Genomic DNA, 24,034 nt, shown 5'->3' with positions numbered 1-24,034 from the left:
CAATAACACTCATTAAAAGCTAACAATTATGAAACAAACAAGTAAAAGGGCGCTCTACTCTCTTGCCCTTGCTGCTGTTGCCGGTCAGGCTGCCGCGCAAAGCAGTCCGCCGCCCGGGTTCCAGGGCGTGATCGGCAAAACCTACGCCGAATCAAAGGAATACTGGACACCACTGCCTAAAGCGCCCGCAGGCGCACCCAACGTGGTATGGATCCTGCTGGACGATGTGGGCTTTGGCGCTGCCAGCGCATTTGGCGGCCTGATCCCCACTCCTACCTTTGACAGCCTGGCCAACAACGGTTTGCGGTATACGAATTTCCATACCAATGCCATCTGCGCCCCTACCCGCGCTTCGCTGCTCACGGGCCGTAACCAGCATACCGCGCATATGGGCGGCTTTGCGCACACTTTCCTTTCTGCCGGCTTCCCGGGCTGGGATGGCCGCATTCCATCTGAAAAAGGCACCATCGCAGAGATCCTGCGCGACAATGGCTATAATACTTTCGCCCTCGGCAAATGGGGCGTAACGCCGGACGCAGATTCTACCGACGCGGGCCCCTTTGATCGCTGGCCCAGCGGTAAAGGCTTTGATCATTTCTATGGCTTCCTCGGATCACAAACAGATCAATACCTGCCTGCGCTCGTAGAAGACAATGCGCACGTACAACCCGACGGCAGGCACCTGAACGAACAGATAACCGACAAAGCGATCGGCTACATTGCCAGGCAGAAAAAGGCGGCGCCGGATAAACCTTTCTTCCTGTACTATGCTCCCGGCGCCACCCATGCGCCGCACCAGCTGCCTGCAGCATGGCGGGACATCTACAAAGGCAAGTTTGATGAAGGCTGGGATGTATACCGCGAAAAGGTGATCGCCGCACAGAAAAAACTGGGCGTAATACCGGCTAATGCACAACTGCCTGCACGCAATCCAAATATCAAAGCATGGGCTTCATTGCCGGCTGATGAAAAAAGGCTGTATGCCCGTTTCATGGAAGTTTATGCGGCGTATCTCACTTATACAGACCATGAGATCGGCCGGATCATTAATTACCTGAAAGAGATCAACCAGCTGGAGAACACCCTGGTGTTTGTGATCGTTGGCGACAACGGCGCCAGCAAGGAAGGTACGTATGAAGGCGTGGTGAACCGCGTGCGTTATGGTCCTGCTATTACAGAAGAGCAGGCATTAAAAAATGCACTGGCGGATTATGATAAGATCGGCACACCGGAAGGATTACAGACTAACTATCCTTTAGGTTGGGCAGAAGCGGCCAATACGCCTTTTAAATACTATAAACAGGATGCTAACGCGGAAGGCGGTACGCACAACCCGCTCATCGCGTTCTATCCTAAAGGCATTAAGGACAAAGGCGGCATCCGTAACCAGTATGGGCATGTCATAGACCTGCTGCCTACTACGCTTGATATTGTTGGCATTCAACAACCGGAAGCCATTCGTGGCATCCGCCAGGATAGCGTGCAGGGTATTTCCCTCGCTTATTCGCTGACAGATGCCACGGCGGCTTCCCGTCACCTGGTACAGTATTATTACATCTTTGGCTCGCGCGCTATTTATAAGGATGGATGGAAAGCAGGCGTAGCGCATCACCCGGATTATATTGATATCAATAACCCGGCAACCGGTGCAGCGCCGGTGAAGAAAGGCTTTGACAATGAGGTATGGGAGCTGTATAACCTGAAAGAGGATTTTAATGAAAGGAATAACCTGGCGGCAAAAAACCCGGAGAAGCTGAAAGAGCTGCAAGCGCTGTTTGAGAGCGAAGCGAAGAAGAATAATATTTATCCGCTAATAGATTGGGAGGATGTGTTTAACAGGAGGAGGCTGACGGCGGTGAAATAGTCATCAGTCGTTAGTCATCAGTCGTTAGTGATTGAAGCGGGGTCTTATTCGCTGCATTTACTAACGACTAACGACTGATGACTAACGACTTTTACCCCACTATCAACTTATCCACTGAAAACTTCCCTCCTCCTGTTACCAGCATCGCTATACACATCCCTATCACCAGGAGATGGTATTCAAAACCTTCGCTCCCCGCGGGGGCTTGTGCGAACCAGTTCATAAAGAATCCTGTTTTGTAGTGTACCGCTACGATCATACCGATGAAGAGCCCCAGCATGCCAAGGGCGGCTATCCTGGTGGCAAATCCGGTTAGCAGCAGCAGGGTACAGCCGCATTCTACAAGGATCACCATGGCGGCGGTAAAGGTGGAGAGGCCGGCTACCTGGGTCAGGTAATGCATTTCACCGGACAGTCCCGGGCCGTTGAACCATCCGAATAATTTCTGGGCGGCATGGGGAAAGATAACGAGGCCAAGTGTCAATCGCAGGATCATGCCTGTCCAGTTGTTCTCTGTAGTTAAAATTTGTTGCATCATTGCTTTGTACTTTCGTTTTGACAGTACAAAGTTGAGGGGTGATGGGAGTATAAACTTGTGATGTTTGGTAAAAAAAAGTTGTGATAAAGGTCACAAAAAGTTTGAGGTTTGGGGTCTGAAGTCTGAGGTTCGTTAAAAGTTGAAGGTTCGGGACAAGTGTGCCTTAACAGCACAGCTGTTCTAAACTTTAAACATCCAACGAACGTCAGACCTCAGACCTCAGACCTTTTTACTCTTCAACCTGCTCAGCGTCTCCCTCGTAATCCCCAGGTAAGACGCCACATGCTGTTGCGATACCCTTTGCTCCACATGCGCATACCTCACTAAAAACTCCGCATACCGTTCTGCAGAAGATTTCTGCATGAACAGCACTCTGCGCTGCAGGGCCACAAAAGCATTCAGAATGATGATCCGGAAATATCTTTCCAGCGCAGGGATCTCCAAAAACAGCTGTTCCAGCTTTACGCGTTCTATCTGTAATACTTCTGTATCTTCCAGCGCTTCAATATTGTACGCCGTCGGCGTGTTGGTGAGCATACTATACCAATCCGTGATCCACCAATCTTCAAAGCCGAACTGCATGACGTTCTCGCGGCCTTCTTCATCCACTTCATACTGGCGCAGGCCGCCTTTGATCACGAAATGATCATAACGGCAAAAATCACCTTCCTGCAGCAGGTACTGCCGCCGGCGTAATTTTCTGAGCTGCAGCGCAGTGCAGAATTTTTCCTGCGCTGATGGATCTAATGTAACGTGCCGGCCGATGTGGGCCAGTATCAATTCATACATGGGTCAAAAGTACTCAAATACCTGCAATCAGTGATACCGTTTGTAGGCCTGTTTCTGCCATCCGTTAGACACGGACTGCCATTTACTCGGTTATAGACGGCAGCCAGCACAGGATCCCGTATTTTAACACGAAATGTTTGTGTTTCACCCCAAATTTCCCACTATGAAACATGCATGCATCGCCTTGTTACTGGCAGCCTGCTCCATTGTATTCAGCAGCTGTTATACTTACAGGGTGGCCACCCATGCCCAGTCGGGCACCGGCGTCAGGAAAGTGACTGCCCACAGCTATTTTTGGGGCCTTGCACAACAGAAAGATATTCCTACCCCTAACTGTGATTCGCTGGGCATTTACGGCATGTCTGAAGTACGGGTAAGGAACAATTTCGGTTACACCCTGATCACCATCATTACGCTGGGTATCTACAGCCCCATACGGCTGGAATACAAATGCGGCAAACCTTGTCCAAAAACCGCTGAGCTATGAGCATGAAGATCTTCAAAACGAATGATCACACCTGGGAAAACCAGCATGAAACATTCGTATACAATATCGAGAACCGCTATGAACTGGCTAACGGCGACGGCGGCGCCATCGAAAGCTATAATGCGGCCACCGCAGGTTTTCAGCAACTGATTCAGGATGCGGTGACCAGGAGCAGCCACCTGCGCGGGCTGGGAGCCGGCTGGTCGTGGACGCCCATCGCCGCCACCCCGGGCATTATGCTGGAAACAAAATCGCTGAACACGGTCTTCACCATTACAGCTGCCAGTGTGAACCCGGCCTATAAAGGCGATCCTTCCAAACTATTCATGGCCCAATGCGGCACAGGTGTATGGGAGCTGCACAATTTTATGAAACAACGCAGGCTCTCCCTCAAAACATCAGGGGCCAGCAATGGGCAGACCATTGCCGGGGTGATCTCCACCGGCGCGCATGGTTCTGCTTTTGATGTAGGCTCCGTACAGGATTATGTGACCGGCCTCCATCTCATTGTGGGCGACAAGCGTCACATCTGGCTGGAACGCGCCTCCTACCCCGTTGTATCAGACCGTTTCACAAGCCTGATCGGCGCAGAACTGGTAAGGGACGACACCCTGTTTAATGCGGCCCTGGTAAGCTTTGGCAGCTTCGGCATCATTCATGGCGTAATGATAGAAACGGAGGAGATCTTTCTGCTGGAAGCCTATATGCAGCAAAAGACCTTTGACAATACGCTGCGCGACATTATGTGCACGCTCGATTTTTCGAAAGCTACGCTGCCCTGCGGCAATGAGCGCCCCTATCATTTCCAGGTGATCATCAATCCCTATGACAAGAAGAATCTTGCGTACGTGACCATCATGTACAAAAGGCCCTACCGTACTGATTATACAGCGCCGGTGCGCAACTCGGCCGGTATCGGTCCTGGCGATGATGCGCCCTGCTTTATAGGGAAGCTGACAGATGCCATCCCCAAGCTGGTGCCTACACTGGTGAACAAACTGCTGGCCGGCTCGCTCACGCTTTTTGATAAACAGTTCGGTACTCTGGGCGAGATCTTTGACAACACTACGCTGCACGGAAAGCTGTTAAGCGCCGCCATCGGCATCCCGATAGAGCAGGTAGGCACGATGATAGATCTGCTGATGAATATCAACAAATCAAAAGGTCCCTTTTCCGGCCTCTTTGCCTTCCGCTTTGTGAAACAATCACAAGCACTGCTGGCCTTTACCCGCTTTCCTTATACCTGCGTGGTAGAGCTGGACGGCGCTTTCTCTGCCACCACCCATGCTTTCTACAGCGAAGTATGGAAAGAGCTGGACCGCCTGAACATTCCCTACGCTTTCCATTGGGGCAAAGTAAATGAGCTGACACCTGCCCGTTTGAGAAAGATGTACGGCGATCACCTTGATCAATGGAAGGCGTCCCGCAAACAATTAATGGACCCGCAGGCGCTCACTGTATTCACGAACCCCATCATACAGCAATGGGGTTTATAAACTGCTGCAGCGTCCGATAACTTTACGAAGGGGGCGTCTTAACTTTATAGACAACAAATGCCGCTGATATGTCAAGCACCATTGCCGCAGCCCTTGTTACCATCCTGCGGAAAGCAGGCGTACGCCGTGTTCATGGCATTGTAGGCGACTCGCTGAATGCCGTCACGGAAGAGATCCGCAAGAGTGGAGATATAGAATGGATCCACTACCGGCACGAAGAGGCCGCCGCTTTTGCCGCCAGTGCAGAAGCACAGCTTACCGGGAAGCTGGCTGTATGCGCGGGCAGCTGTGGTCCTGGCAACCTGCACCTGATCAACGGTCTTTATGATGCCCACCGCAGCATGGCCCCGGTACTGGCTATTGCAGCACATATCCCCAGCAGTGAGATAGGCACTGGTTATTTCCAGGAAACACATCCCGAGCTGATCTTCCGGGAGTGCAGCCATTACTGTGAGATCATTTCTTCCGGCCGCCAGATGCCCCGGGTATTACAGATCGCTATGCAATATGCAGTAGGGATGCGGGGTGTTTCCGTGATCGGCCTCTCCGGCGATGTGGCGGAAGAAAAAATTGAATGGCCGGAACTGGAACATGAGCTGGCTCCTATCCGCGCCAGCATTCGCCCCTGCGATACAGAACTAAAAGAGCTTGCCTCGCTCATCAACCAATCCACCCGTGTAACTCTGCTGTGTGGCAGCGGCTGTGCAGGCGCACATGCCGCGATCCTGCAGCTGGCCGATAAGATCAATGCGCCTGTTGTACATTCATTAAGAGGCAAGGAGCACGTAGAACACGATAACCCTTTTGATGTGGGCATGACCGGCCTGATAGGCCACTCCTCCGGTTATCATGCCATGAAGGACAGCGACCTGTTGTTGATGCTGGGAACTGATTTTCCTTACAAGGACTGGTACCCCGAAGATGTAAAGATCGTGCAGGTAGATATACGGCCGGAAAGGCTGGGCAGGAGATGCAGATTACACCAGGGCCTCGCAGGAGATGTAAAGGAAACGGTCATGGCGCTGCTTCCTTTGCTGGAAAAGAAAACTGACCGCGGGCATCTTACCAAAAGCCTGAACAGGTATGCCACCAGCAAAGAACGCCTGGAAGCGCACGCCAAAGGCAAGCAGGGCGTGCAACCCATCCACCCGGAATATCTGACTAAACTGGTAAGCGACACTGCTGTTGATAATGCCATCTACACGGCGGATGTAGGGGCTCCTACCGTATGGGCAGCCCGCTACCTGAAGATGCGGCGCGAACAAAGGCTGATCGGCTCTTTCAATCACGGCTCTATGGCCGCCGCTATGCCGATGGCTATTGGCGCGCAGCTGGCCTTCCCGGGGAGGCAGGTGATCGCATTATGCGGCGACGGCGGCTTTGGTATGTTGATGGGCGAGGTACTCACCATCCTGCAATACCATCTTCCGGTAAAACTGGTGTTGTATAACAACAGCTCCCTGGGCTTTGTAGCGATGGAAATGAAAGTGGCGGGGCTGCAGCCTTTCGGCACCGACCTTAAAAACCCCAATTTTGCCAAGATGGCTACTGCCATGGGTATGCCAGGCATCAGGGTAGAGCACCCGGAAGAGATCCAGCCAGCGCTTTCGAAAGCATTCTCCCACCCCGGGCCAGCATTGATAGATGTAGTGGTGAACCCTTCCGAGCTAACGCTGCCCCCTACCATCAATTTCAAGGAAGCAAAAGGCTTCAGCCTCTATATGCTTAAACAGGTGCTCGCGGGCGAAGGCGCAGAAGTATGGCAAACGCTGAGCACCAATTTTTTGAACAAATAGGCTTTACTTTTCATAAGCCTCCAGCTGTCCCAACAGCAAAGCCTTGTAGTGCGTAAAACGCACGGCGCTTAAGGTTTGGGCTACTTTACCGGCTAATTCGTACAGGGCGCTCAGCTCATCGTTCTGGAAAGCTTCGTCTTTGAAATAGGTATAACGGGTATCTATAAACTCCTGTATACGTTTGTGCAGATCGCCTGGTGTTTCCGCAGTGATCACCTGCTCGTTGATCAATCCCTGCAGGGCTCTTTTCAATTCCCACTCTTCATTGTTACGCAGGTTGGTGACGGTGTCCTGCACCTGTTCCAGCGTAAGGCCACCCTGGTAGAAAAGGTTCAGCGTGCGGTTTACTTTATTCATGATCTGCAGGTAAGCGTCATAGCGGGCGCTGGTTGCCTGGAATTGGCTGTAATAGTTCATCACGGCTTCCTGCTGACCCTTGGCCTGCTGGTAAAAGAAGGCGAAAGCCTGTTTATCCGCCAGTTCCTGCCGTTCTTTTAATTGTATGATCTCTGTGCTCAGCTGGTTGATAATGTGATCGCAATCGCTGCGGGTATATTTCTGTCCATCGAAATCAAAACTGCTGACGTCTATCTGTTTGTCGCGAATGGCCTGTGCAAGCTCTTTGTCTCTTTCGTTGCCAGAGATGCCTGCCTGCAGTTGCCTGTTCTCTTCATTGAATAAGGCGTCGAAGCTATCGGGTGCAGGCAGCTTTACTACTTCTGCGAGGTCCCAGCTCACGATGTTGATGTACCTGCCGTTATAGAACCCCTTGTACGCCATGGGCAGCTGGTAGGTTTCCTGTTGGGTGGCGTGCCAGGTATCAAATTCCTGCGCATCGTAGTGATGGACGTCGGCTTCCAGCTTCACGGAGCGGTACAGGTTGGCAGTCAGTTTTTCCTGCAGGGCTTCTATATTATCGAAAATAGTCCATGCGCTGGTAGCGTCCGGAAGCGCATCCATCGCGGCCTGGTCCAGGTTCAGCTTTCTTTCTTCGAGCGTAGGGTGACTGGCCCATTGGTCGCGGTAGTTGATACGTGACCGTGAGAAGGAGCGGATGAACTGGTAGGATATTTCCGGTAAGCCTTCTTTTAAGGGCAGCTCGTAATCATCCGCCATGGCGCGAAAAACTGTGAGCTGGTTGCGGAAGATGTTCCTGGCCACTTTCTTTTCCTTCAGCCAGTCATTAGCTGTGTTGATGGCAGAGGAATAACAACCACCCGCCACTTCTACCCTGCTGAGGGCTGTTACCAGGTTATTACCGCCTGCCACACTGGCCGCAATGGTATCTGCATGAAACTCCATTTCACGGCTGAGGGCCATGTAGCTTTTGTTGATCAGCTTATACATTCCTTTCAGGATCCATTGGATGCCCTGCGCGATCTTTACGGTGATACCGGCAAATAAGGCGAGATAGCTGTGGATGTCTGCCCATGCTTCAATAAAGGCCGCATAACCGCGGTTATCGTATAGCATGTTATAGATAATACGGTTGGTATTATAGGTGAAGCTGCCCAGCTTCATGCTGCGCTGGCTGAAATGGCCGAACTCGTGGGCCATCACGGCTTTAAACTCACTGATGTTGATGCTGTTGACCAGCCCCAGGCCTATTTCCAGGTTCTTAGGCACGGGCAGGAACATACTCCAGAAGCTGGAATGATAGAATACGCAGGCGTTCACATCCGGCGAGAGGAAGATCTTTTTAGGAAAGGGCGTATTGGTGTCTGTTGTGAGACGGCGGATAAAAGCAAACAGCCTAGGCTGTTCTGCTTCCGTTATTTCGATTCTACCCGGATTGTCGTCCTTTGATACGGCGAAGACGAATTTCACCAGGAAATACAATACGGAGATGCCTACGGCTATCAACCCGCCACCCAGGATCAGGGTGATGAGCTTAGGAAGATGTACCACGATCCAGATACCTGCATAACAGCAGGCGATGGCCAGGCCCACTGCCACTACAAGCAGCGCAATGTAGGTAAGCAGGAAAAGCAGGATAGCAATAATCACCTTGGTCACCTGCTTTTTGAATTCCGGTGAAGGCATTATTTTCTCTGCATAAACACGTTCGGGCGGTAGCGGGTATAAATAGTCGCTCATGGCGGGTACAATGGGTATTTAATATTAGTCCACAACATAATAAAAAAAATTGTTATTTTTCCTACAGGGCTACACGTTTTTTCACGGCTTCCACATCCACACCGGCGATGATCATCTTATCTTCCGCTTGTTTTTCAATCAATGCTTTTAACCGGGTGAGCGTGGCATCAAACTGCACATGCTTATCCATCATATAAGACATATCAAATTCTATTTCCTCCCTTTTTCTTCGAATTCATACCACAGCTGATGGATCTCCTCTCCCACAGGCTATCGAGGTGACGGCGCAGATTTTCGATAGCGGCCCTTTCACGCTGTTCTTTTTCGATTTTGATGGCCGGGTTGCTATGCCGCAGTTTAAATTTAAGCCGCTCTGCCAGCTTCAGTACCTGCAGGATAAAATTTAGTTGTGTGGTTAAATCCATTGTAAAGGGTATTTGAAGATGTTGGTAAAATTTGTAGCTTCCCTTATACAAAGATAGCGGACATCAACCCTTTACTGTAACATCAAAATCAATCCCCTATGATCAAACGTTTACCTTGTATTCTGTTATGGCTCTTCCTATGCCTTACGCTCAAAGCCCAGCAATCACCGAAACGCGAGCTGCGCGGCGCCTGGATCGCTACCTACGCGAACATCGACTGGCCCAATCGTACGCAAACGCCCGAACAACAAAGGGCGGCCTTTATCAGCATTGTAGAACATCACAAAACCACCGGTCTGAATGCGTTGTTCATACAGGTGCGCAGCCAGTGCGATGCCATGTATCCCAGCGACATAGATCCCTGGAGCGCCGATCTTACCGGTACGCAAGGCGTGGGCCCTGATCCCGCCTGGGACCCTATGCAGTTTATGATCGCAGAGTGTCATAAAAGAGGCATCGAGTTCCATGCATGGATCAATCCTTACCGGGCAGTGGCCAACGCTAATAACCTGCCCAATTTTGCCGCCAGCCATGTGGCCAAACAGCATCCTGAATGGCTGTTAAGCCAGGGCACATTGCGGGTGCTGGATCCCGGGCTGCCGGCCGTAAGGGATTACATCAACAGCGTGATCAACGATATTGTGCGCCGCTATGATGTGGATGGCATTCACTTTGACGATTACTTTTACCCGCCTGCGGCTCCTGCGGGCACTGCGCCTTTTAACGACTCTGCTTCTTTTGCGGCAGACCCGCGTGGGTTCAGCAACCGGGCAGACTGGCGCCGCGATAATGTGAACCTGCTGATCAAAAGAGTGTATGACAGCATCAGGACCATCAAACCCTGGGTGAAGTTCGGCGTATCACCTTCGGGCATTTACCGTAACAGCACGAACCCGGATATAGGCTCTCCTACCAGCGGGCTCGAACACTATACCACCTTATACGCCGATACGCGCAGATGGCTGCAGGAAGGCTGGGTGGATTATATTATGCCACAGGTGTATTGGTACATCGGTCAGCCCGGCGCTAATTACGGTCTGATCATTCCCTGGTGGAATAAGCAAGCCAGCGGCAGGCATATTTACATCGGAATGGCAGGTTATAAAGTAAATGATCCTGCACAGGGTGTGAACTGGGCGAATCCTTCGCAGATCCCGAACGAAATAAGGATGAACCGGGATACCGCGTACGCTAATATCTACGGTCAATCCATTTATAATACGAGCAGCCTGCGTAGTACTACAAAACTGGGTTTTCGTGATTCTTTGCGGCTCTTCTTTTATCAACGTCCCGCATTACTGCCCGCCATGCCCTGGCGAGACAGCATTCCGCCGGAGGCGCCTTATCGTCTTAAAGCCAGGCAATACGGCGCCGATTCAGTGGTGCTGGATTGGAGGCAGCAGTATACTTCCAATGAATTGCAAAAGGCCAGCCAGTTTGTGGTGTACCGTTCTACCAGCCGTGTGACAGATCTTAACCTTGTGGAAAATATACTGGCTATTACCAATACTGATGCTAAGGCATTCACAGATACAACTGTAATACCGGGCACTAAATACTACTACCGTGTTACTGCGCTGGACAGGTTTCATAATGAAAGCCGGCCCTCTAAACGGGAGAAAGTACGCGTACAAGGGGAACATGCACCCATTGCGCATCCGTGGTTTGAAAAACATGATAAGGCAGACAAGCGTTTAAGCATAAAGGTGAGGCCTAATCCCAGTGCGGATCAGTTCATACTGTTAGTTCAAAGCAAGATAGAACAACCACTGCGGATCAGCGTTACAGATAATAACGGAAGAATTGTAGAAACGCGGGATAATGTGATGCCGAATAGTACGATCATGATTGGCAATGAATACCCGACAGGTATTTATTATGTGGTAGTGATACAGGGAAATGTTAAGCAAACCGTGAAGCTGGTAAAGATCCGTTATTAAATCTACAAAATGATGAAGGCCGTCCTGCTACCGGGTGGGGCGGCCTTTGTGTATTATTAGTTCAATATTGCCGGCAGCCGCTGCTTTCAGTTGTTTTTCTATATCCTCTTTCCCTTCAGTCATGGTTCTTTTGCCATCCGATCTCTGTTCGATTAAATGGCCCTTATGAAAGTAATATCTTCCCTGGAAGGTGGGCGTTGTCTTTGTATAATCGAGGCCGTCCTCTTTTTGAATAAAGGATTCAAATCTTTCGTAAACAAAAATGAGCGCTTTATGCCCGAAGTAGTACTCTCTTATTCTGTTTCCAAAAGAGATACCAATCCATTCCACCATTTTTACGATGGTATCTTTTCTTAGGTAAGCGGTTAAAGAACATCCTCCATCCGTTGTATATTCTAAAAAGTCTTCTCCTTCAAGTGTAATGCTCTTAAATGTTGTATCTGCATTGATTGCCTGGAATTGTTTTCGGATACAGGTAATGACCTCCTGTTTAGCCTGTCCGTAACAGGCTTGACTTCCAGCTAAGGCCATAAGGACAAGGAATAGGGAGCTATAGCGATTCATAGTCCAAGTAAGATACGAGTAAAATGTGAGAAGATTCACTGAGGCCATGGTGCATTGAAAATCACCTTTTCCGGTGATTTTTTCGATGCGCCATTCTGCTATCTTTGAAGGATTAACAATTTTTACCCCCAAAATCATCATTATGAAAAAGAAAACAACCCAAAAGCTCCAGCTCAACAAGATCAAGATCTCTAATCTCAGCAAATCCGGACAGCAACCCTCAAAAAAGGAAGCAAAATCTATCCCCAGTGGCTGCTGGATGTGTCCATCCGAGATCACTTGTCCCCAGACTGACCTTTGTGTACTGTAACGGACGAACTTTGTTTCAATGCAAAAGAGGCTGTTCTTTCGAGCAGTCTCTTTTATATTTAAAGATGGATGAAACAATTATTTCGCAGGCAGGAAGCCGGCTGCTGTAGCAGCTGCCGCCAGTCTTGCTTTTTCTTTTGAGATCCTTCTGCCACGGAAGAAAAGATACAGGTTGAAGAAGAGCATCACACCTAAGTAGATGCAGAAGCCGCCTATTTTATAGCTGAGCGTTTCCAGCATATCCTGGCCACTGGTAATGGCGTGCATTACTTCCATGATCAGGAAAGCGAAGCCCAGGTTTAACAGGTAAAAGCCTGTTTCAAACAGCTTATTGGTAGCCCCTGCGATGTCCTCTTTGCCGTGGAAGATATCCAGCATAAACACACGACCGTTTTTGAACAAGGTATGCGCTACATACCACGTAAGCAGGATCACAAGCGGGAGGTACACCAGGTAGGTAGTAAATGTGTAGGACGTTTTCATATCATTATATTTTAAGCATGAATGGAATGATTGTTTCTTTTACTGAAGAAATGAATGAGGGCCATGTTGCAGAAATGGATCACAGCCAGGGTGATGAGGATCTTGCCCGTCATTGTGCTGAGGCCTGATAGCAAGTCCTCCCAGTTCTGTACCGGTTTCCATACCTTAAACATGAGCGTTGCGTAACCCAGGTTCAACAGGTAATACCCCACCAGCAAGGCCTTGTTAATAAAGTCTGTGAGCTGCGTGTCCTGGTGCAGTAAATTCAGTATGAACAGGCGGCCATTCCTGTAAAAGATCAGGCCAACACGCACGGTTATAAAAAAAGTGATCAGAAGGTATAGTATGTGCGCAAGTGTATTCACGGCTGATGTATTTAGGTGATTGCCATCCCTGCACTTTCTGATAACAAAGATATCGAATCATATCATATTTTCAAAACTTTCTGAAAGTTTATTAAGATAGATTAAGCATATCCCGGGCTTACAAACAAAAATGCCGGGTAACGAATACGTTACCCGGCAAATAAATTATAAGCGGTAATAAGTTTTACAGGTCTTTTGCCAGCGCTGTTTTTTTACACTCTGCCCATTTCTTTCCCAGCTGGAATGCCAGGGTGGAGAAAAAAGGCGCGAAAACAACATCGGTAGTATAGTGCACATGCTGCACCAGCAGTAAGATGGCTACTGCCAGGGTGCTGAAGCCGGCCAGGTACTTATCCACCTTCTTTTCTATACAGAGATAGATCAGGAAAAGCAGGGAAGTATGACCGGAGTAGAAGAGATCTTTACTAATGCTCTGGCCGCCGTAAAAAACGCCTGTCAGCGGATCGGTGAGCTCGATCATGTTAAGCGGGGGCGCCAGCGGCACCAGGTAAATGGTAAGGCAGCGGGTAGAGGTGATCAGCACGTATGCGATCAGGAAACGTAGGAACAGTTGCGGTTTGGCGATCACCCTCGCGGTGAACAGGAAAATCATCCCCCAGATCAAGATCATGATGGGGATAGAAACGTCCTTAGCCGGGATGGCGGCTAATACCCAATCGTTTAAAACAGTGCCGTTGCGGTTTTCGATGTATTGGAAGAAGCTGGGCAGCATCAGGAAAATCAATACCAGTATTGCCATCCCCACTATCAGCTTCAACTTAAAACCGGCGTTTTCCCAGGAAAGCTGCCAGTTTTTCTTTAATGTGTGCACACTCATCAGTGTCAGTATCTAACTTATAGAGCGTAATTTTAATATAAATAAGTCATATAAACAAATTGTTAACTCTATTTATTTCGGTGGGCATTTCCGCAATAAAAGTATATATGAATTATGCATAAAAATCGATCAGGGCGCCGAAATAGGTTTCCTGCCAGCCCTGCACGATATCCTGGTAGGCTTCGTCGGGGATGTTGGTATGTTTGAGCTCTGCGGAGGTGCCTTTTTTATCGGGATGCAGGATGATGGTAACAATGGAAGGGTCTTCCTGTTCACCGAAATACCATTCCTGTACGATCTTCCTGCCTTCCTCAAATTCGAGGTTCTGGCCCACGATGCTGCCTTCCCATAAAGAGAATTCATCACCAGGCGTGGTAGACATCTCCGCCGGTTCGCCAGACCATAACTGGATGGTGGCAGGATTGGTTAATGCCGCATATACCTCTTCCGGGGGCGCCGGGATAATAAAGTGTTTCTTATAATCCTTCATAATGCGGCAAAGGTATTTAAACTTAACGGCATTATAGGATCTGCAGATGCGGTCGTATCTGAACGCTTACCACATCGCAGCGGGCGGGCTGGGAAACAGTATACAGCACGCAGGCGGCAATGTCTTCTGCTTTGAGCATTTCCATTTTTTCTTCCTTTTCGGGTTGCTTATCCGGCGGGACATTGTCGGCCTGCATATCGGTGCCTACGGCCCCCGGCTCTATCAGCGTTACTTTAATGCCCAGGGGGTTCACTTCCTTACGCAAGGATGCTGAAAAACCCTGTATTCCGGCTTTGGTAGCCACATACACCGAGCTGTCCTTTTCTCTCACGTCTGCGCTCATGGAACCGATGTTTACAATATGACCGCCGCCGGCTTCCTTCATGCGCTGCACGGCTTCGTGTGCGCAGGCCATATAGCCAAGCAGGTTGGTGTTTACGATGTATTGCCAGTCGTCATAACTACCTTCCATTACTCCATTATAAGCCAGTGCTGCGTTGTTGACCAGTATGTCCAATCCGCCCAGCTGGCGATCTACCGCTGCAAATACCTGTTCAATGCCCTCTTTACTGGAGCTGTCTGCTATCAGGCCATGGATTTCTGCGTCCTCGTTTTCCTGCCTGCAGGATTGGAGGGTATCGTCCAGCTCCTGTTCATGCCGGCCGAATATCAGGACCCTTGCGCCGCAAGCAGCCAGCAGCAAGGCAGTGGCGCGGCCAATACCGGTAGTGCCTCCTGTAATGAGCACTGCTTTTCCGCTCACGTCCTCCGGAAGATAAGCCGGATTTTCAGCGGTTCTGTAGGATGCTTTCATGTCTGTTATTTTAACTCGTTAATAATCGCTTGCTTTTCCGCGTCTGATGGTTTGGTAGCTTCTTTTCCCTTCCTTTGGCGCTTTGCCTGCTCCTGTCGGTGAAGGGCAATTTGCTGGCCGCCGCTGACTATAAACTCCATATACCCGTCAGGGTGCTGTCTGCCTGTTATTGCTCCGCGTTCACCGGTAACTGTAACAGCGGGTAAGGGCTTGTCTTTCCAGGGCAGCAGTACCATCCGGCAGCAGCCCATGTTGTTTCCGCCTACCGTGAAAGTAACGGCGCCGTCTTTCGCAATAGAAAAATCCTTTACAGGATAATCTATGAACATCATAAAATGCTCTGGTACCGCGTGGTAATGACGGGGAACAACGGTAAATGCGAGGCCTGCGCCGTACACCTCCTGGCCTACCTCTCCCGGCTTCTTCCAACCATCATAGAAATCTTCCAGCGGTATCCACAGGTTGGGATCCAATTCCCCGGTCTTGGTTTTTTCAGCAAGGATCTTCTTTGGCAACATAGGTGGATAATAATACACCGCCTTGTGAAGCATATTCCGTATAAACTCTGTTAGCAGTAAAGTGGCTGCCGGCAGGATCTCCGTTCCTTCTGCATGATGAAGGTAATCATGGAAAGCGGCGAATCCTTCCTGCTCTTCATATACGGCTGTATAAGGCGCATCATTCAGGGGGAAGAGCGCAAAAAAGCTAGGGTAATCTTTGCCATAGCCATAATTGCAATCCCAGAGCCAAACATTCTTAAAAATGTTGGCGAGGCACAGATAACTGAGATTCAGGTACAGCTTGTTTTTTGTTGCCTTCCATAAACGCAGCATCGCGCCTGCTGAAAATGCCGTATTGTTAGCCTGGTAAAACAGGGTAAAACCGGTTCCCTGCAGCGCCCTGGCTGCTTTCTTGGCTTCCTCCAGGTAGCGTTTATCTTCCGTAAGTTCCCAGGCCTGCAGCATAACAAGCGCATACAAGCCGGGTACATCTTTCTCCCCTCCTGCTCCCGGCTTTGTCTCTTCTTTTATTACTTCCAGTGTATCCAGGTTGTAGAAAACCGGCCACTGGTACTTAAAGTGATGTGCAACTTTGATGACATATTCCATGGAATCGAGGAAAAGCTTTTTTGCCGTTTTATCTCCTGCCAGCGCCATTCTTGACAGGTTGAGCAGTGGATGATGCAGGTACCAGGCATCCATTACCCGCGGCTTTTTATGCTCTTCTTCCCGTGTCAGTTTACCTTCTGCAGCAGGCAGCCAGCGTACTACACAATTAATCCGTTCATCATAAAATGCAGGCAACCCCTGGTTTATATATTTGATCATTGGTATGTCCTCCCTGCTCCAGCTTGCATATTCCATCATTGGCAGCAATACTGCCAGCTGCACCATGCTCTCGGGGGAGTCTCATAATCGCATACATACGCATTCAGATACGGTTTGCCCTGCACCTGGGTCCAGCATCCCGGACTATATTGCAGATCATTGAGCGTTTTCTCCACTGTCTGCAGCCAGGCATGATACTTCGTGGACGGCAGCGGGAAATGCACGTATATCCCGGCCAGCAGCTCCAGGAACTGCCTGGCCATCTCAAATTCATCAGCAGGAACGGTAGCGTCTGTCAACAGGAACGCGTCGGAGATGATGTATTCTTTGCCCTCCTCCAAAGCTTTGTCTTTGGACGCCGGCAATGCAAAGCCCAGCTCCGGCCAGGATCCGCCTACTGAATCTGCTACTGAAGTATTTGTTTGCTGGCAATAGTCACCGAGGGCAGTCAGGTTTTGCTGGTACAGGAAAGCGCCCGTGCGCGGCTTTTTAATACCGGCGTATAATAGCCCCGAACGTGGCCCCAGCTGATGCGTGTACACTTCACCGTCCGGCATTGCAGTAGCGCCGTCTTTACCAAGCATCAGCAGATCGCGCGGCCAGAAGGGTATTACCAATGGTTCGCCGGGCTTTAAAGTGGTGATACAACGAATCAAAGGCTTGTCCGCCGCCGGGAATTGCAGCTTTACTACAAAAGTCCCGATAATTGATTTCAGAAAAAATGTTGCGCCGTTTTCCTCTTCTTCCATGCGCTCCAGCTGCAGGATTCCTTCCGGCACAAAGGCAGTCCGTAAAGCAGCCCGGCAGTCATTGTTCCAGCACACCACCACCCAAAGGGCATTGCCTTTATTGTATACGCTGTACCTGAAGTCTCCTGTTTCCCTGTCATAGACCGGCGATAAGCCATCTGCAGATAATGCTTCCCTGGCGGCGGCCAGCCAGGGAGATATTCCTGTTTTGCTCTTCATAGTGTTTTATATAAGTACAACATCCATATGCCCAGCAGTATTATCTCAATGATTGCGTCTATAAGATAAATGGGGCGTATTACTTTTTTACTAACGTATATGATGTCCACCATCATCAAAGCAAATGCAGTGCCCATGCCGGCGATCAGGGTGGATACGTTTATTTCCCTGTGAACCGCTGCTATGAATAACAATAAAGCTATTACACTTACCATCGCTCCCACTGCCTTCACGAGCCATACATCTGTTTTAGGGCCTGTAATCTTTTCAAAGCTTGGATAGTGCAACAAGGGCCAGATGCCGGTAAGGGCGAAATAAATACCCTGTGCCCACAGTAACAGTATTATCAGGTTACCTGTTTGCATATAGATACAGATACTCTAATAAAAACAGTGCCAGCGAAGATAATCATCTACCTGCTATACAAAATGCACACTGCACGTGCATAATGAGTAGAGATATCTCTACACAGGCGCTACATATTTGCCGCAACCGTTGCTGTACGTCACTCTGGCAGTCTTGCATGGACCGCTTTTTGATCATCACCTGTATTATTTATTGCCCACCAAAAAATCATTTTATATGTTCTATCACGTGAAAGAATTACAATTTAATGCGCGGGTTTCCAAACCCGACCCTGCATTTGCTTCGTTGTTGCTGGAACAATTCGGCGGTGCAAATGGTGAACTGGCTGCTGCGATGCGTTATTTCACGCAGGCATTTGGCGCACGGCATCCATTCCCTGACAAATATGACCTGCTGATGGATATAGCCACTGAAGAATTTAGTCACCTGGAGATTGTGGGCGCCACCATCCAGATGTTATTACAAGGGATCAACGGCGACCTGAAGAATGCAGCAGAAAATTCTGAGATCATGCAGCTGCTGAATGGTAAAGCTTCAAAAGAAACTTTTATTCACCAGGCGATGATCGCTCCCCAGATCCTGACCTCTACCGGAGGGGGCCCCGCTATTACCAACAGCCAGGGCGTTCCCTGGACTGCTGCCTACATCAATGGCGATTGTAACGGCGATCTGACCGTAGACCTGCGCTCGGATATTGCCGCAGAGTCACGGGCTAAGATCACTTATGAATACCTGTTGCAGTTCACCGATGACCCTGATGTAAAGGAAACGCTGAACTTCCTGATGACGCGTGAAGTAGCGCATTTCCAGATGTTCCAGGCCGCATTGGACAGCATCATGCCGAACTTCCCTCCTGGTGTGCTGCAAAGCGATCCGCGCTACAGCAACCTATACTTCAACATGTCTAACGGTTCTGCCATCCGTGGCCCATGGAATGAAGGAGAAAGCAGCATGTTTGGTGAAACATGGCAGTACATTGAAGATCCTGTTAAGCATGTACTCGAAACAAACGGGTTGATAAACCAGCAACCGCAGGGTACTGAAAGAACGCTGGAAGGCGTGGCAGAGCTGGATCAGCAGCTGAGTGAAGAAAGAAGCAATGAAATCAATATGGCCGTGCCGATCGGCGAGCAACACTGGAGCATGTCTGCCGCAGAGCACGCAGAAGATTCAAAAAGAACACATGCAAGAAGCAGCAGAAAAACAAAAGGTAAGTAAAAAGCAACCCGCGCAACAGCAAAGCGGGCAACTGGAAGTAGTTTACTACACAGACCCGCTTTGCTGCTGGAGCTGGGCTTTTGAGCCTGCCTGGCAACAGTTGCTCCAGGAGTACCACGGCCGTATTTCATGGAGATACTGTATGGGTGGATTATTGTCTGAGTGGCGCGCCTATCATGACACCATGAATGCGGTGAGCAAGCCGGTGCAGATGGGGCCCTTGTGGATGCAGGCCAGCCAGGTATCAGGACAGCCCATGAATGACCGCATCTGGTTCCTTGATCCGCCCGCGTCTTCCTACCCCGCCTGTCTGGCGGTGATATGCGCGGGCATGCAATCTGAACAGGCCGCGCACTTATACCTGTATGCGTTGAGATGCGCCATTATGAAAGATGGGAAGAATATTGCCAGGAAAGCAGTACTGCTCGAAACTGCTAAGGCATTAAGCGGCGAACAGCCGGGCGTATTGGATCTGCAGCGGTTTGAAGCAGACCTGGAAAGTGAACAGGCCGTGAACCTTTTAAAGCAGGACCTGCAGGAAGTGAGCTATCGTAATATTAACCGTCTTCCTTCGCTGATAGTAAAGCAGGGAGAGCGTCGTGTAGTGATCACGGGTTACCGTCCTTATGATGCTTTGCTGCAGGTGATCACACAAATGTAACTGCGCAACCACCTAAAAGTTCAAAGGTTTGAAAGTCGCTGCCGTCGCAAGCGTACCTTCAAACCTTTAAATTTTCAAACCTTCAAATTTACACAACGTTATTGCAAGCTTTCCTGTTAGTAGCTAACTGCTTTGGCAGCATTGATCTGCCCGTTACCGAAGTAGGTATCCCTGCCGGGTGCACCGAGGTCTGTAGAGCTTCTTCTTAAGATCAGCTCTACCAGCAGCGGGTTAGCCAGGCGTTTGTATTTACTATAGATCAAAGCAGCGGTGGCGCTGGCGTGCGGCGCAGCCATACTGGTACCTACGGACCATACATAGAAGAATGATCCCGAGAATTCGTCCCACCCACCGATGTTGAATACAAAGTCAAATACGTACTCGGGTCGGACAATGCCGCCTACGTTTACGATCGTCGTGTTGAGCGGAATACTATAGTTGCCACCCGGAGCGCCGTAGGAAACAAAGTTCCTGCCATGGTTGCTGAAGGTGTAGGAAGGCACATACAGGGAAGTGTCCTGGTTGAGGCCCCAGCCCAGCGGGCCATTGGAAGCAATACATAATACGCCGAGACAGGCGGCTGGATAAGTGATGAAGCGTTTTTCATGATCATAGTCGTATGCGTCGTTACCAGCGGCGGCAATCACCGTTACGCCATTGATGGTGGCCCAAAGCGTAGCCCTGTTCAGTGCGAGCACGAGGTCTCTCACATCACGATCATACTCTACGGTATAATCGTCGGACGGATCGTTGGGAGTACCGTTATCGTCTATAAAGGTTCTACGGGGCAGCTCTCCGCCAAGGCTCATGTTAATTACATTGGCCCTGTGGCTTACTGCATAGAAGATGCCATCAATGATACCGCTCCAGGGACCGGTACCTGCATCTGACAATACTTTCACCAGTAACAGCTTGGTTTGAGGGGCAACGCCTACCACGCCAAACTGATCGTCCAGCGCGGCAATAGTGCCGGCAACGTGGGTGCCGTGGCTGAAACCTTCCTCGCCGTGATACTGTACTTCTTCGCCTTCAATAAAGCTATGTGAGCCGATGATGTTGGGAGAGATCTCAGGATCATTGAGCAGGAAACCACCGTCTAATACGGCCACCGTAGCGCCATTACCCTTATAGCCTTTAGCCCAGGCCTCTGGCGCTTTTACCGAACGCAGGTTCCATTGCAGGAAAGAGAGCGGGTTACCGGGGATAGGAATATTCTTTACTGTCTTGGGCTTGCCCGGGTTAGCAGCCGCACCTGCTTTATAATATTCACCAGACTTGTAGATTTTTTCGGGCAGGCGCCAGTTCATTACAAGGTCTATTGCCACGGACTGAACACCTTCGATCTTCCTGGCCTTTTCAGGAAATGAGGGGTCTGGGGTTTGCACGCTTATCAGGCCTAGCTGCTGATTCGCGTTCTTTATTGAAAACTTTTTTGCGCCGATCGCTTTCAGGCCTTCTTCGATGCCTGACAGCTGAACGCCTTCTTTTGCAATGACGATGAAACCGCGGTCTTGTTGTTTGGTGTCTTTGTTTAGTGACCCGTTAATTACGTTCAGGTCTTTCTTACAAGAGGCTGCGAAGATCAGCAACATAACGGGTAAGAGGGGCAATAGTGGATTTTTTCTCATAAAGACTCTTTTTAATGATTAATTAAGAAGATCGAAAACTGGGAAATTAACAGAATGCTTGCTATACGTTGATTGATAAATTTTCTGACAGATACCTATAGGGTGATTGAATGTACTTAATTTATTTGAAATAAGCAAAGGAATCGCAGGGGTTCATAAAAAAGTTAATACGCGCATGCCAGGAGCAGCGCGTATTACAGCCGGTCAACAATTTGTTTATGCCATTTGTGCAAGGCCCTGTCCCATGGACCAGTTCTCTGCCGCTACTTCTGTGAGTACGATGAACACATCGTTCACAGAGACAGGTGTGCGTGCTGCGATCCGCTCTGCGATAGCGCGATAGAGCGCTTTCTTCATTTCAACTGTACGTCCGTACCTGGCGGTGATCTCGATATACAACATATTACTTGAATGAGGGACGTTCAGGTAAGTCTGCGGATATAGCAGGTCTGCTGCGCGTATCTCATGTATCACCTGGAAGTAATCATCCGGCGGAATGTTGAAGTGTTCCATCAGGCTTTCATGTATGGCCAGGGAGATATCTTTCTTTGTACTATCATTCAGGTGCTGTGCGAGATTGATCTTTACGAAGGGCATATTTTTATTGTTTAGTCTGCGCAAAATTATTTCAATTCAATACATTTGCGATATTGAAACATCTCATCTCATACTTTAATAAAATTAAACTATGACGGGTGACCTGATGGACCTGGACCTGCTTCGCACTTTTGTACTGGCAGTGGATATGGATAGCTTTGCGAAGGCGGCAGACCGGGTAGCACGCTCGCAATCCGCAGTAAGCCTGCAGATGCAAAGGCTGGAAGAAATGACGGGCCGGCCTTTATTCCTTAAACAGGGCCGTGGATGGCAGCTGACCCCTACCGGCGAACTGTTACTGGGTTATGCACGGCAGTTACTGGAGGTTAACGACCGGGCAGTACAAGCCTTGCATGACACTCGGCTGGAAGGTCAGGTGAGCCTTGGGTTACCTGCAGACTTTGCCGAAAGCGAGCTGCCGGTGATACTGGCGCGCTTTGCCGCCGTGTACCCGGATGTACAGATTACGATCATAATAGACCGGCAGGCCGTGCTGCAACAACAATGGCAAAGCGGCAAGCTCGATGTGATCGTGAGCATGGGCCTACAGCTGCCGCCGGAGGCTATTCCCATCGGGAAGCTGCCGCTGCGCTGGATAGGAGGACATGCACCGCTTGTACATCAGCAACAGCCCCTTCCCCTCCTCATGTTTGAAGCGCCCTGTATTGTACGACAGGCAGGCCTGGATGCCCTGGAACAGGTGCAGCGTCCCTGGCGGGTTGTGCTGACCAGCCCGAGTCTCGCGGGCCTCTGGGCCGCCGCGCAGGCAGGATTGGGCATTACGCTGCGCACGGAAATAGGCGTACCCGCCGGCTGCAGGATATTGCCCGCCAGTGCGGGGCTACCCGCCCTGCCGGTGTTCCACCTGTTCCTGCTGCAGCGGAAGCAAGCCCCCTCTCCTGCCCTTACACGCCTCACAGATATTTTGGTGAGCACGATAAAAGAACAGATCAATAATCTCCGGAAAAAATAAAAAAACGGTTTCTTTGCAATTGACATGTCACTATCCATTACATCATTAAATTCAGGGAGCAACGGCAATTGTTATTACATCGGAAATGACAGGGAAGCGGTGCTGATTGATGCAGGGATCTCCTGCAGGGAGACGGAGAAACGAATGAGGCGCCTGGGACTGTCCATGCTCCGGGTAAAAGCCATCTTTGTTTCCCACGAGCATACGGATCATATTAAAGGGATCCCGGTCATTGCGAAAAAATATAAACTACCGGTATATATTACGGATGCTACCCTGCGCAGCGGCGGTTTGCCGCTGCATGCAGAACAGGTCGTGTCTTTCAGCGCTTATGAGCCGGTACAGATCGGGCATTTGAGCGTAACGGCTTTTCCCAAACATCATGACGCTTCGGAACCGCATAGCTTTATTGTCGGCAACGGACAGGTGAATATTGGTGTATTCACGGATATCGGCATCCCCTGTGAGCATGTGATCCAGCATTTCCAGCTGTGTCATGCTGCTTTCCTCGAGTCGAATTATGATGAACAGCTGCTGGAGAATGGCCGGTATCCCTGGTATCTGAAAAACCGGATCCGGGGTGGTAAAGGGCATTTATCCAACCGCCAGGCGCTGGAGCTGTTTAAAGCTTACCGTCCGCCGTTTATGAGCCATTTGCTGCTGTCGCATTTGTCTGCGGAGAATAATCACCCGGATCTTGTGCACGCGCTTTTTACGGAGCATGCTTGTGGTGTGGAAGTGGTAATAGCGGGCCGGACGGCGGAAACGGCGGTGTATGTGATAGGTGGCAGTGTTGTAACGCCACTGACTTTGTTTTAATTTTTTCAATATTATTTGGAAGAAAAAAATTATTTGCTATCTTTGCACTCCCGAAAACGAAAAACGGGAATGATTCCGTAGCTCAGTTGGTAGAGCAATACACTTTTAATGTATGGGTCCTGGGTTCGAGTCCCAGCGGGATCACGGAAAAAGATTAAGCCTTCAAATCATTAGATTTGAA

26 protein-coding genes and 1 tRNA gene are annotated in these 24,034 nt (G+C 49.8%); 11 read left to right on the top strand and 16 right to left on the bottom strand.

Annotated elements, in window-relative coordinates:
• Positions 1 to 28 precede the first annotated feature (28 nt).
• Positions 29 to 1,864 (top strand): arylsulfatase, encoded by a 1,836-nt coding sequence (locus ACR9Y8_RS28280; RefSeq protein ID WP_481216658.1) that lies wholly within the window; start codon positions 29 to 31, stop codon positions 1,862 to 1,864.
• 91 nt (positions 1,865 to 1,955) lie between these two features.
• Here the strand turns inward: ACR9Y8_RS28280 and ACR9Y8_RS28275 are convergent, their stop codons facing one another.
• Positions 1,956 to 2,402, bottom strand: coding sequence for a DoxX family protein (locus ACR9Y8_RS28275; RefSeq protein ID WP_481216657.1), 447 nt, complete (start codon positions 2,400 to 2,402; stop codon positions 1,956 to 1,958).
• Positions 2,403 to 2,621: 219 nt separating this feature from the next.
• Positions 2,622 to 3,191, bottom strand: a complete 570-nt coding sequence (locus ACR9Y8_RS28270) for a Crp/Fnr family transcriptional regulator (RefSeq protein WP_481216656.1) — start codon at positions 3,189 to 3,191, stop codon at positions 2,622 to 2,624.
• A gap of 163 nt (positions 3,192 to 3,354) precedes the next feature.
• Here ACR9Y8_RS28270 and ACR9Y8_RS28265 point away from each other — a divergent pair, with 163 nt between their 5' ends.
• The 3 genes from ACR9Y8_RS28265 (at position 3,355) to poxB (ending at position 6,970) form a co-directional block, all read left to right on the top strand.
• Complete coding sequence (locus tag ACR9Y8_RS28265) at positions 3,355 to 3,678, top strand: Bor/Iss family lipoprotein (protein WP_481216655.1); 324 nt, start codon at positions 3,355 to 3,357, stop codon at positions 3,676 to 3,678.
• Positions 3,675 to 5,174, top strand: a complete 1,500-nt coding sequence (locus ACR9Y8_RS28260) for an FAD-binding protein (RefSeq protein WP_481216654.1) — start codon at positions 3,675 to 3,677, stop codon at positions 5,172 to 5,174. Before ACR9Y8_RS28265 ends, ACR9Y8_RS28260 begins: the two co-directional genes overlap by 4 nt.
• A 68-nt stretch (positions 5,175 to 5,242) precedes the next feature.
• Complete coding sequence (gene poxB / locus ACR9Y8_RS28255) at positions 5,243 to 6,970, top strand: ubiquinone-dependent pyruvate dehydrogenase (RefSeq protein ID WP_481216653.1); 1,728 nt, start codon at positions 5,243 to 5,245, stop codon at positions 6,968 to 6,970.
• Between the two features lie 3 nt (positions 6,971 to 6,973).
• Here the strand turns inward: poxB and ACR9Y8_RS28250 are convergent, their stop codons facing one another.
• The 3 genes from ACR9Y8_RS28250 to ACR9Y8_RS28240 form a co-directional block, all read right to left on the bottom strand.
• A complete protein-coding gene (locus ACR9Y8_RS28250) occupies positions 6,974 to 9,067 on the bottom strand; it encodes a M48 family metalloprotease (protein WP_481216652.1) in 2,094 nt (697 codons plus the stop codon).
• Positions 9,068 to 9,128: 61 nt separating this feature from the next.
• A complete protein-coding gene (locus ACR9Y8_RS28245) occupies positions 9,129 to 9,269 on the bottom strand; it encodes a hypothetical protein (RefSeq protein WP_481216651.1) in 141 nt (46 codons plus the stop codon).
• Between the two features lies 1 nt (position 9,270).
• The gene (locus ACR9Y8_RS28240) at positions 9,271 to 9,492 is read right to left on the bottom strand and encodes a hypothetical protein (RefSeq protein WP_481216650.1); all 222 of its coding nucleotides are present in this window, start codon (positions 9,490 to 9,492) and stop codon (positions 9,271 to 9,273) included.
• A 98-nt stretch (positions 9,493 to 9,590) separates the two neighbouring features.
• On the opposite strand from ACR9Y8_RS28240, the gene ACR9Y8_RS28235 reads away from it, so the two are divergent.
• On the top strand, positions 9,591 to 11,432 hold the full coding sequence (locus tag ACR9Y8_RS28235) for a family 10 glycosylhydrolase (RefSeq protein WP_481216649.1): 1,842 nt from the start codon (positions 9,591 to 9,593) through the stop codon (positions 11,430 to 11,432).
• Positions 11,433 to 11,459: 27 nt separating this feature from the next.
• On the opposite strand, the gene ACR9Y8_RS28230 is transcribed toward ACR9Y8_RS28235, so the two are convergent.
• On the bottom strand, positions 11,460 to 12,137 hold the full coding sequence (locus ACR9Y8_RS28230; protein WP_481216648.1) for a hypothetical protein: 678 nt from the start codon (positions 12,135 to 12,137) through the stop codon (positions 11,460 to 11,462).
• 1 nt (position 12,138) lies between these two features.
• Between ACR9Y8_RS28230 and ACR9Y8_RS28225 the strand changes: the two genes are divergently transcribed.
• On the top strand, positions 12,139 to 12,306 hold the full coding sequence (locus ACR9Y8_RS28225) for a hypothetical protein (protein WP_481216647.1): 168 nt from the start codon (positions 12,139 to 12,141) through the stop codon (positions 12,304 to 12,306).
• Between the two features lie 77 nt (positions 12,307 to 12,383).
• Here the strand turns inward: ACR9Y8_RS28225 and ACR9Y8_RS28220 are convergent, their stop codons facing one another.
• The 8 genes from ACR9Y8_RS28220 to ACR9Y8_RS28185 form a co-directional block, all read right to left on the bottom strand.
• On the bottom strand, positions 12,384 to 12,788 hold the full coding sequence (locus ACR9Y8_RS28220) for a hypothetical protein (RefSeq protein ID WP_481216646.1): 405 nt from the start codon (positions 12,786 to 12,788) through the stop codon (positions 12,384 to 12,386).
• A gap of 11 nt (positions 12,789 to 12,799) precedes the next feature.
• Positions 12,800 to 13,153, bottom strand: coding sequence for a hypothetical protein (locus ACR9Y8_RS28215; protein ID WP_481216645.1), 354 nt, complete (start codon positions 13,151 to 13,153; stop codon positions 12,800 to 12,802).
• Between the two features lie 184 nt (positions 13,154 to 13,337).
• A complete protein-coding gene (locus tag ACR9Y8_RS28210) occupies positions 13,338 to 13,991 on the bottom strand; it encodes a phosphatase PAP2-related protein (protein WP_481216644.1) in 654 nt (217 codons plus the stop codon).
• A 112-nt stretch (positions 13,992 to 14,103) separates the two neighbouring features.
• Positions 14,104 to 14,481 carry an SRPBCC domain-containing protein gene (locus ACR9Y8_RS28205; RefSeq protein WP_481216643.1) on the bottom strand — a complete coding sequence of 126 codons (378 nt, stop codon included), beginning with the start codon at positions 14,479 to 14,481 and terminating at the stop codon, positions 14,104 to 14,106.
• Positions 14,482 to 14,512: 31 nt separating this feature from the next.
• Positions 14,513 to 15,295 carry an SDR family oxidoreductase gene (locus ACR9Y8_RS28200; protein WP_481216642.1) on the bottom strand — a complete coding sequence of 261 codons (783 nt, stop codon included), beginning with the start codon at positions 15,293 to 15,295 and terminating at the stop codon, positions 14,513 to 14,515.
• 5 nt (positions 15,296 to 15,300) lie between these two features.
• Complete coding sequence (locus tag ACR9Y8_RS28195) at positions 15,301 to 16,689, bottom strand: hypothetical protein (RefSeq protein ID WP_481216641.1); 1,389 nt, start codon at positions 16,687 to 16,689, stop codon at positions 15,301 to 15,303.
• Entirely contained in the window at positions 16,659 to 17,591 is a 933-nt protein-coding gene (locus ACR9Y8_RS28190) for a hypothetical protein (protein ID WP_481216640.1), read from the bottom strand. Before ACR9Y8_RS28190 ends, ACR9Y8_RS28195 begins: the two co-directional genes overlap by 31 nt.
• Positions 17,588 to 17,956, bottom strand: coding sequence for a hypothetical protein (locus tag ACR9Y8_RS28185; protein WP_481216639.1), 369 nt, complete (start codon positions 17,954 to 17,956; stop codon positions 17,588 to 17,590). The genes ACR9Y8_RS28190 and ACR9Y8_RS28185 overlap by 4 nt, the downstream gene beginning before the upstream one ends.
• A gap of 217 nt (positions 17,957 to 18,173) precedes the next feature.
• Between ACR9Y8_RS28185 and ACR9Y8_RS28180 the strand changes: the two genes are divergently transcribed.
• Positions 18,174 to 19,175: a manganese catalase family protein gene (locus tag ACR9Y8_RS28180; RefSeq protein WP_481216638.1), complete on the top strand. Its 1,002-nt coding sequence runs from the start codon at positions 18,174 to 18,176 to the stop codon at positions 19,173 to 19,175.
• A complete protein-coding gene (locus ACR9Y8_RS28175) occupies positions 19,141 to 19,836 on the top strand; it encodes a DsbA family protein (RefSeq protein WP_481216637.1) in 696 nt (231 codons plus the stop codon). Before ACR9Y8_RS28180 ends, ACR9Y8_RS28175 begins: the two co-directional genes overlap by 35 nt.
• 116 nt (positions 19,837 to 19,952) lie before the next feature.
• Here the strand turns inward: ACR9Y8_RS28175 and ACR9Y8_RS28170 are convergent, their stop codons facing one another.
• A complete protein-coding gene (locus ACR9Y8_RS28170; protein ID WP_481216636.1) occupies positions 19,953 to 21,464 on the bottom strand; it encodes a S8 family peptidase in 1,512 nt (503 codons plus the stop codon).
• Positions 21,465 to 21,680: 216 nt separating this feature from the next.
• A complete protein-coding gene (locus ACR9Y8_RS28165; RefSeq protein WP_481216635.1) occupies positions 21,681 to 22,061 on the bottom strand; it encodes a tautomerase family protein in 381 nt (126 codons plus the stop codon).
• A gap of 91 nt (positions 22,062 to 22,152) precedes the next feature.
• Between ACR9Y8_RS28165 and ACR9Y8_RS28160 the strand changes: the two genes are divergently transcribed.
• The 3 genes from ACR9Y8_RS28160 to ACR9Y8_RS28150 all read left to right on the top strand — a co-directional run bounded on the left by ACR9Y8_RS28160 (position 22,153) and on the right by ACR9Y8_RS28150 (position 23,997).
• Positions 22,153 to 23,034 carry a LysR substrate-binding domain-containing protein gene (locus ACR9Y8_RS28160; RefSeq protein WP_481216634.1) on the top strand — a complete coding sequence of 294 codons (882 nt, stop codon included), beginning with the start codon at positions 22,153 to 22,155 and terminating at the stop codon, positions 23,032 to 23,034.
• A gap of 24 nt (positions 23,035 to 23,058) precedes the next feature.
• Positions 23,059 to 23,853: an MBL fold metallo-hydrolase gene (locus ACR9Y8_RS28155; protein WP_481216633.1), complete on the top strand. Its 795-nt coding sequence runs from the start codon at positions 23,059 to 23,061 to the stop codon at positions 23,851 to 23,853.
• Positions 23,854 to 23,924: 71 nt separating this feature from the next.
• Positions 23,925 to 23,997: transfer RNA gene (locus ACR9Y8_RS28150), tRNA-Lys, on the top strand.
• The last annotated feature ends 37 nt before the right edge of the window (positions 23,998 to 24,034 follow it).

Source organism: Chitinophaga sp. SVR4-12A (assembly GCF_056754765.1).
The sequence above is the reverse complement of the archived record's forward strand: the minus strand, read 5'-3'. Positions and strand labels throughout refer to the sequence as shown.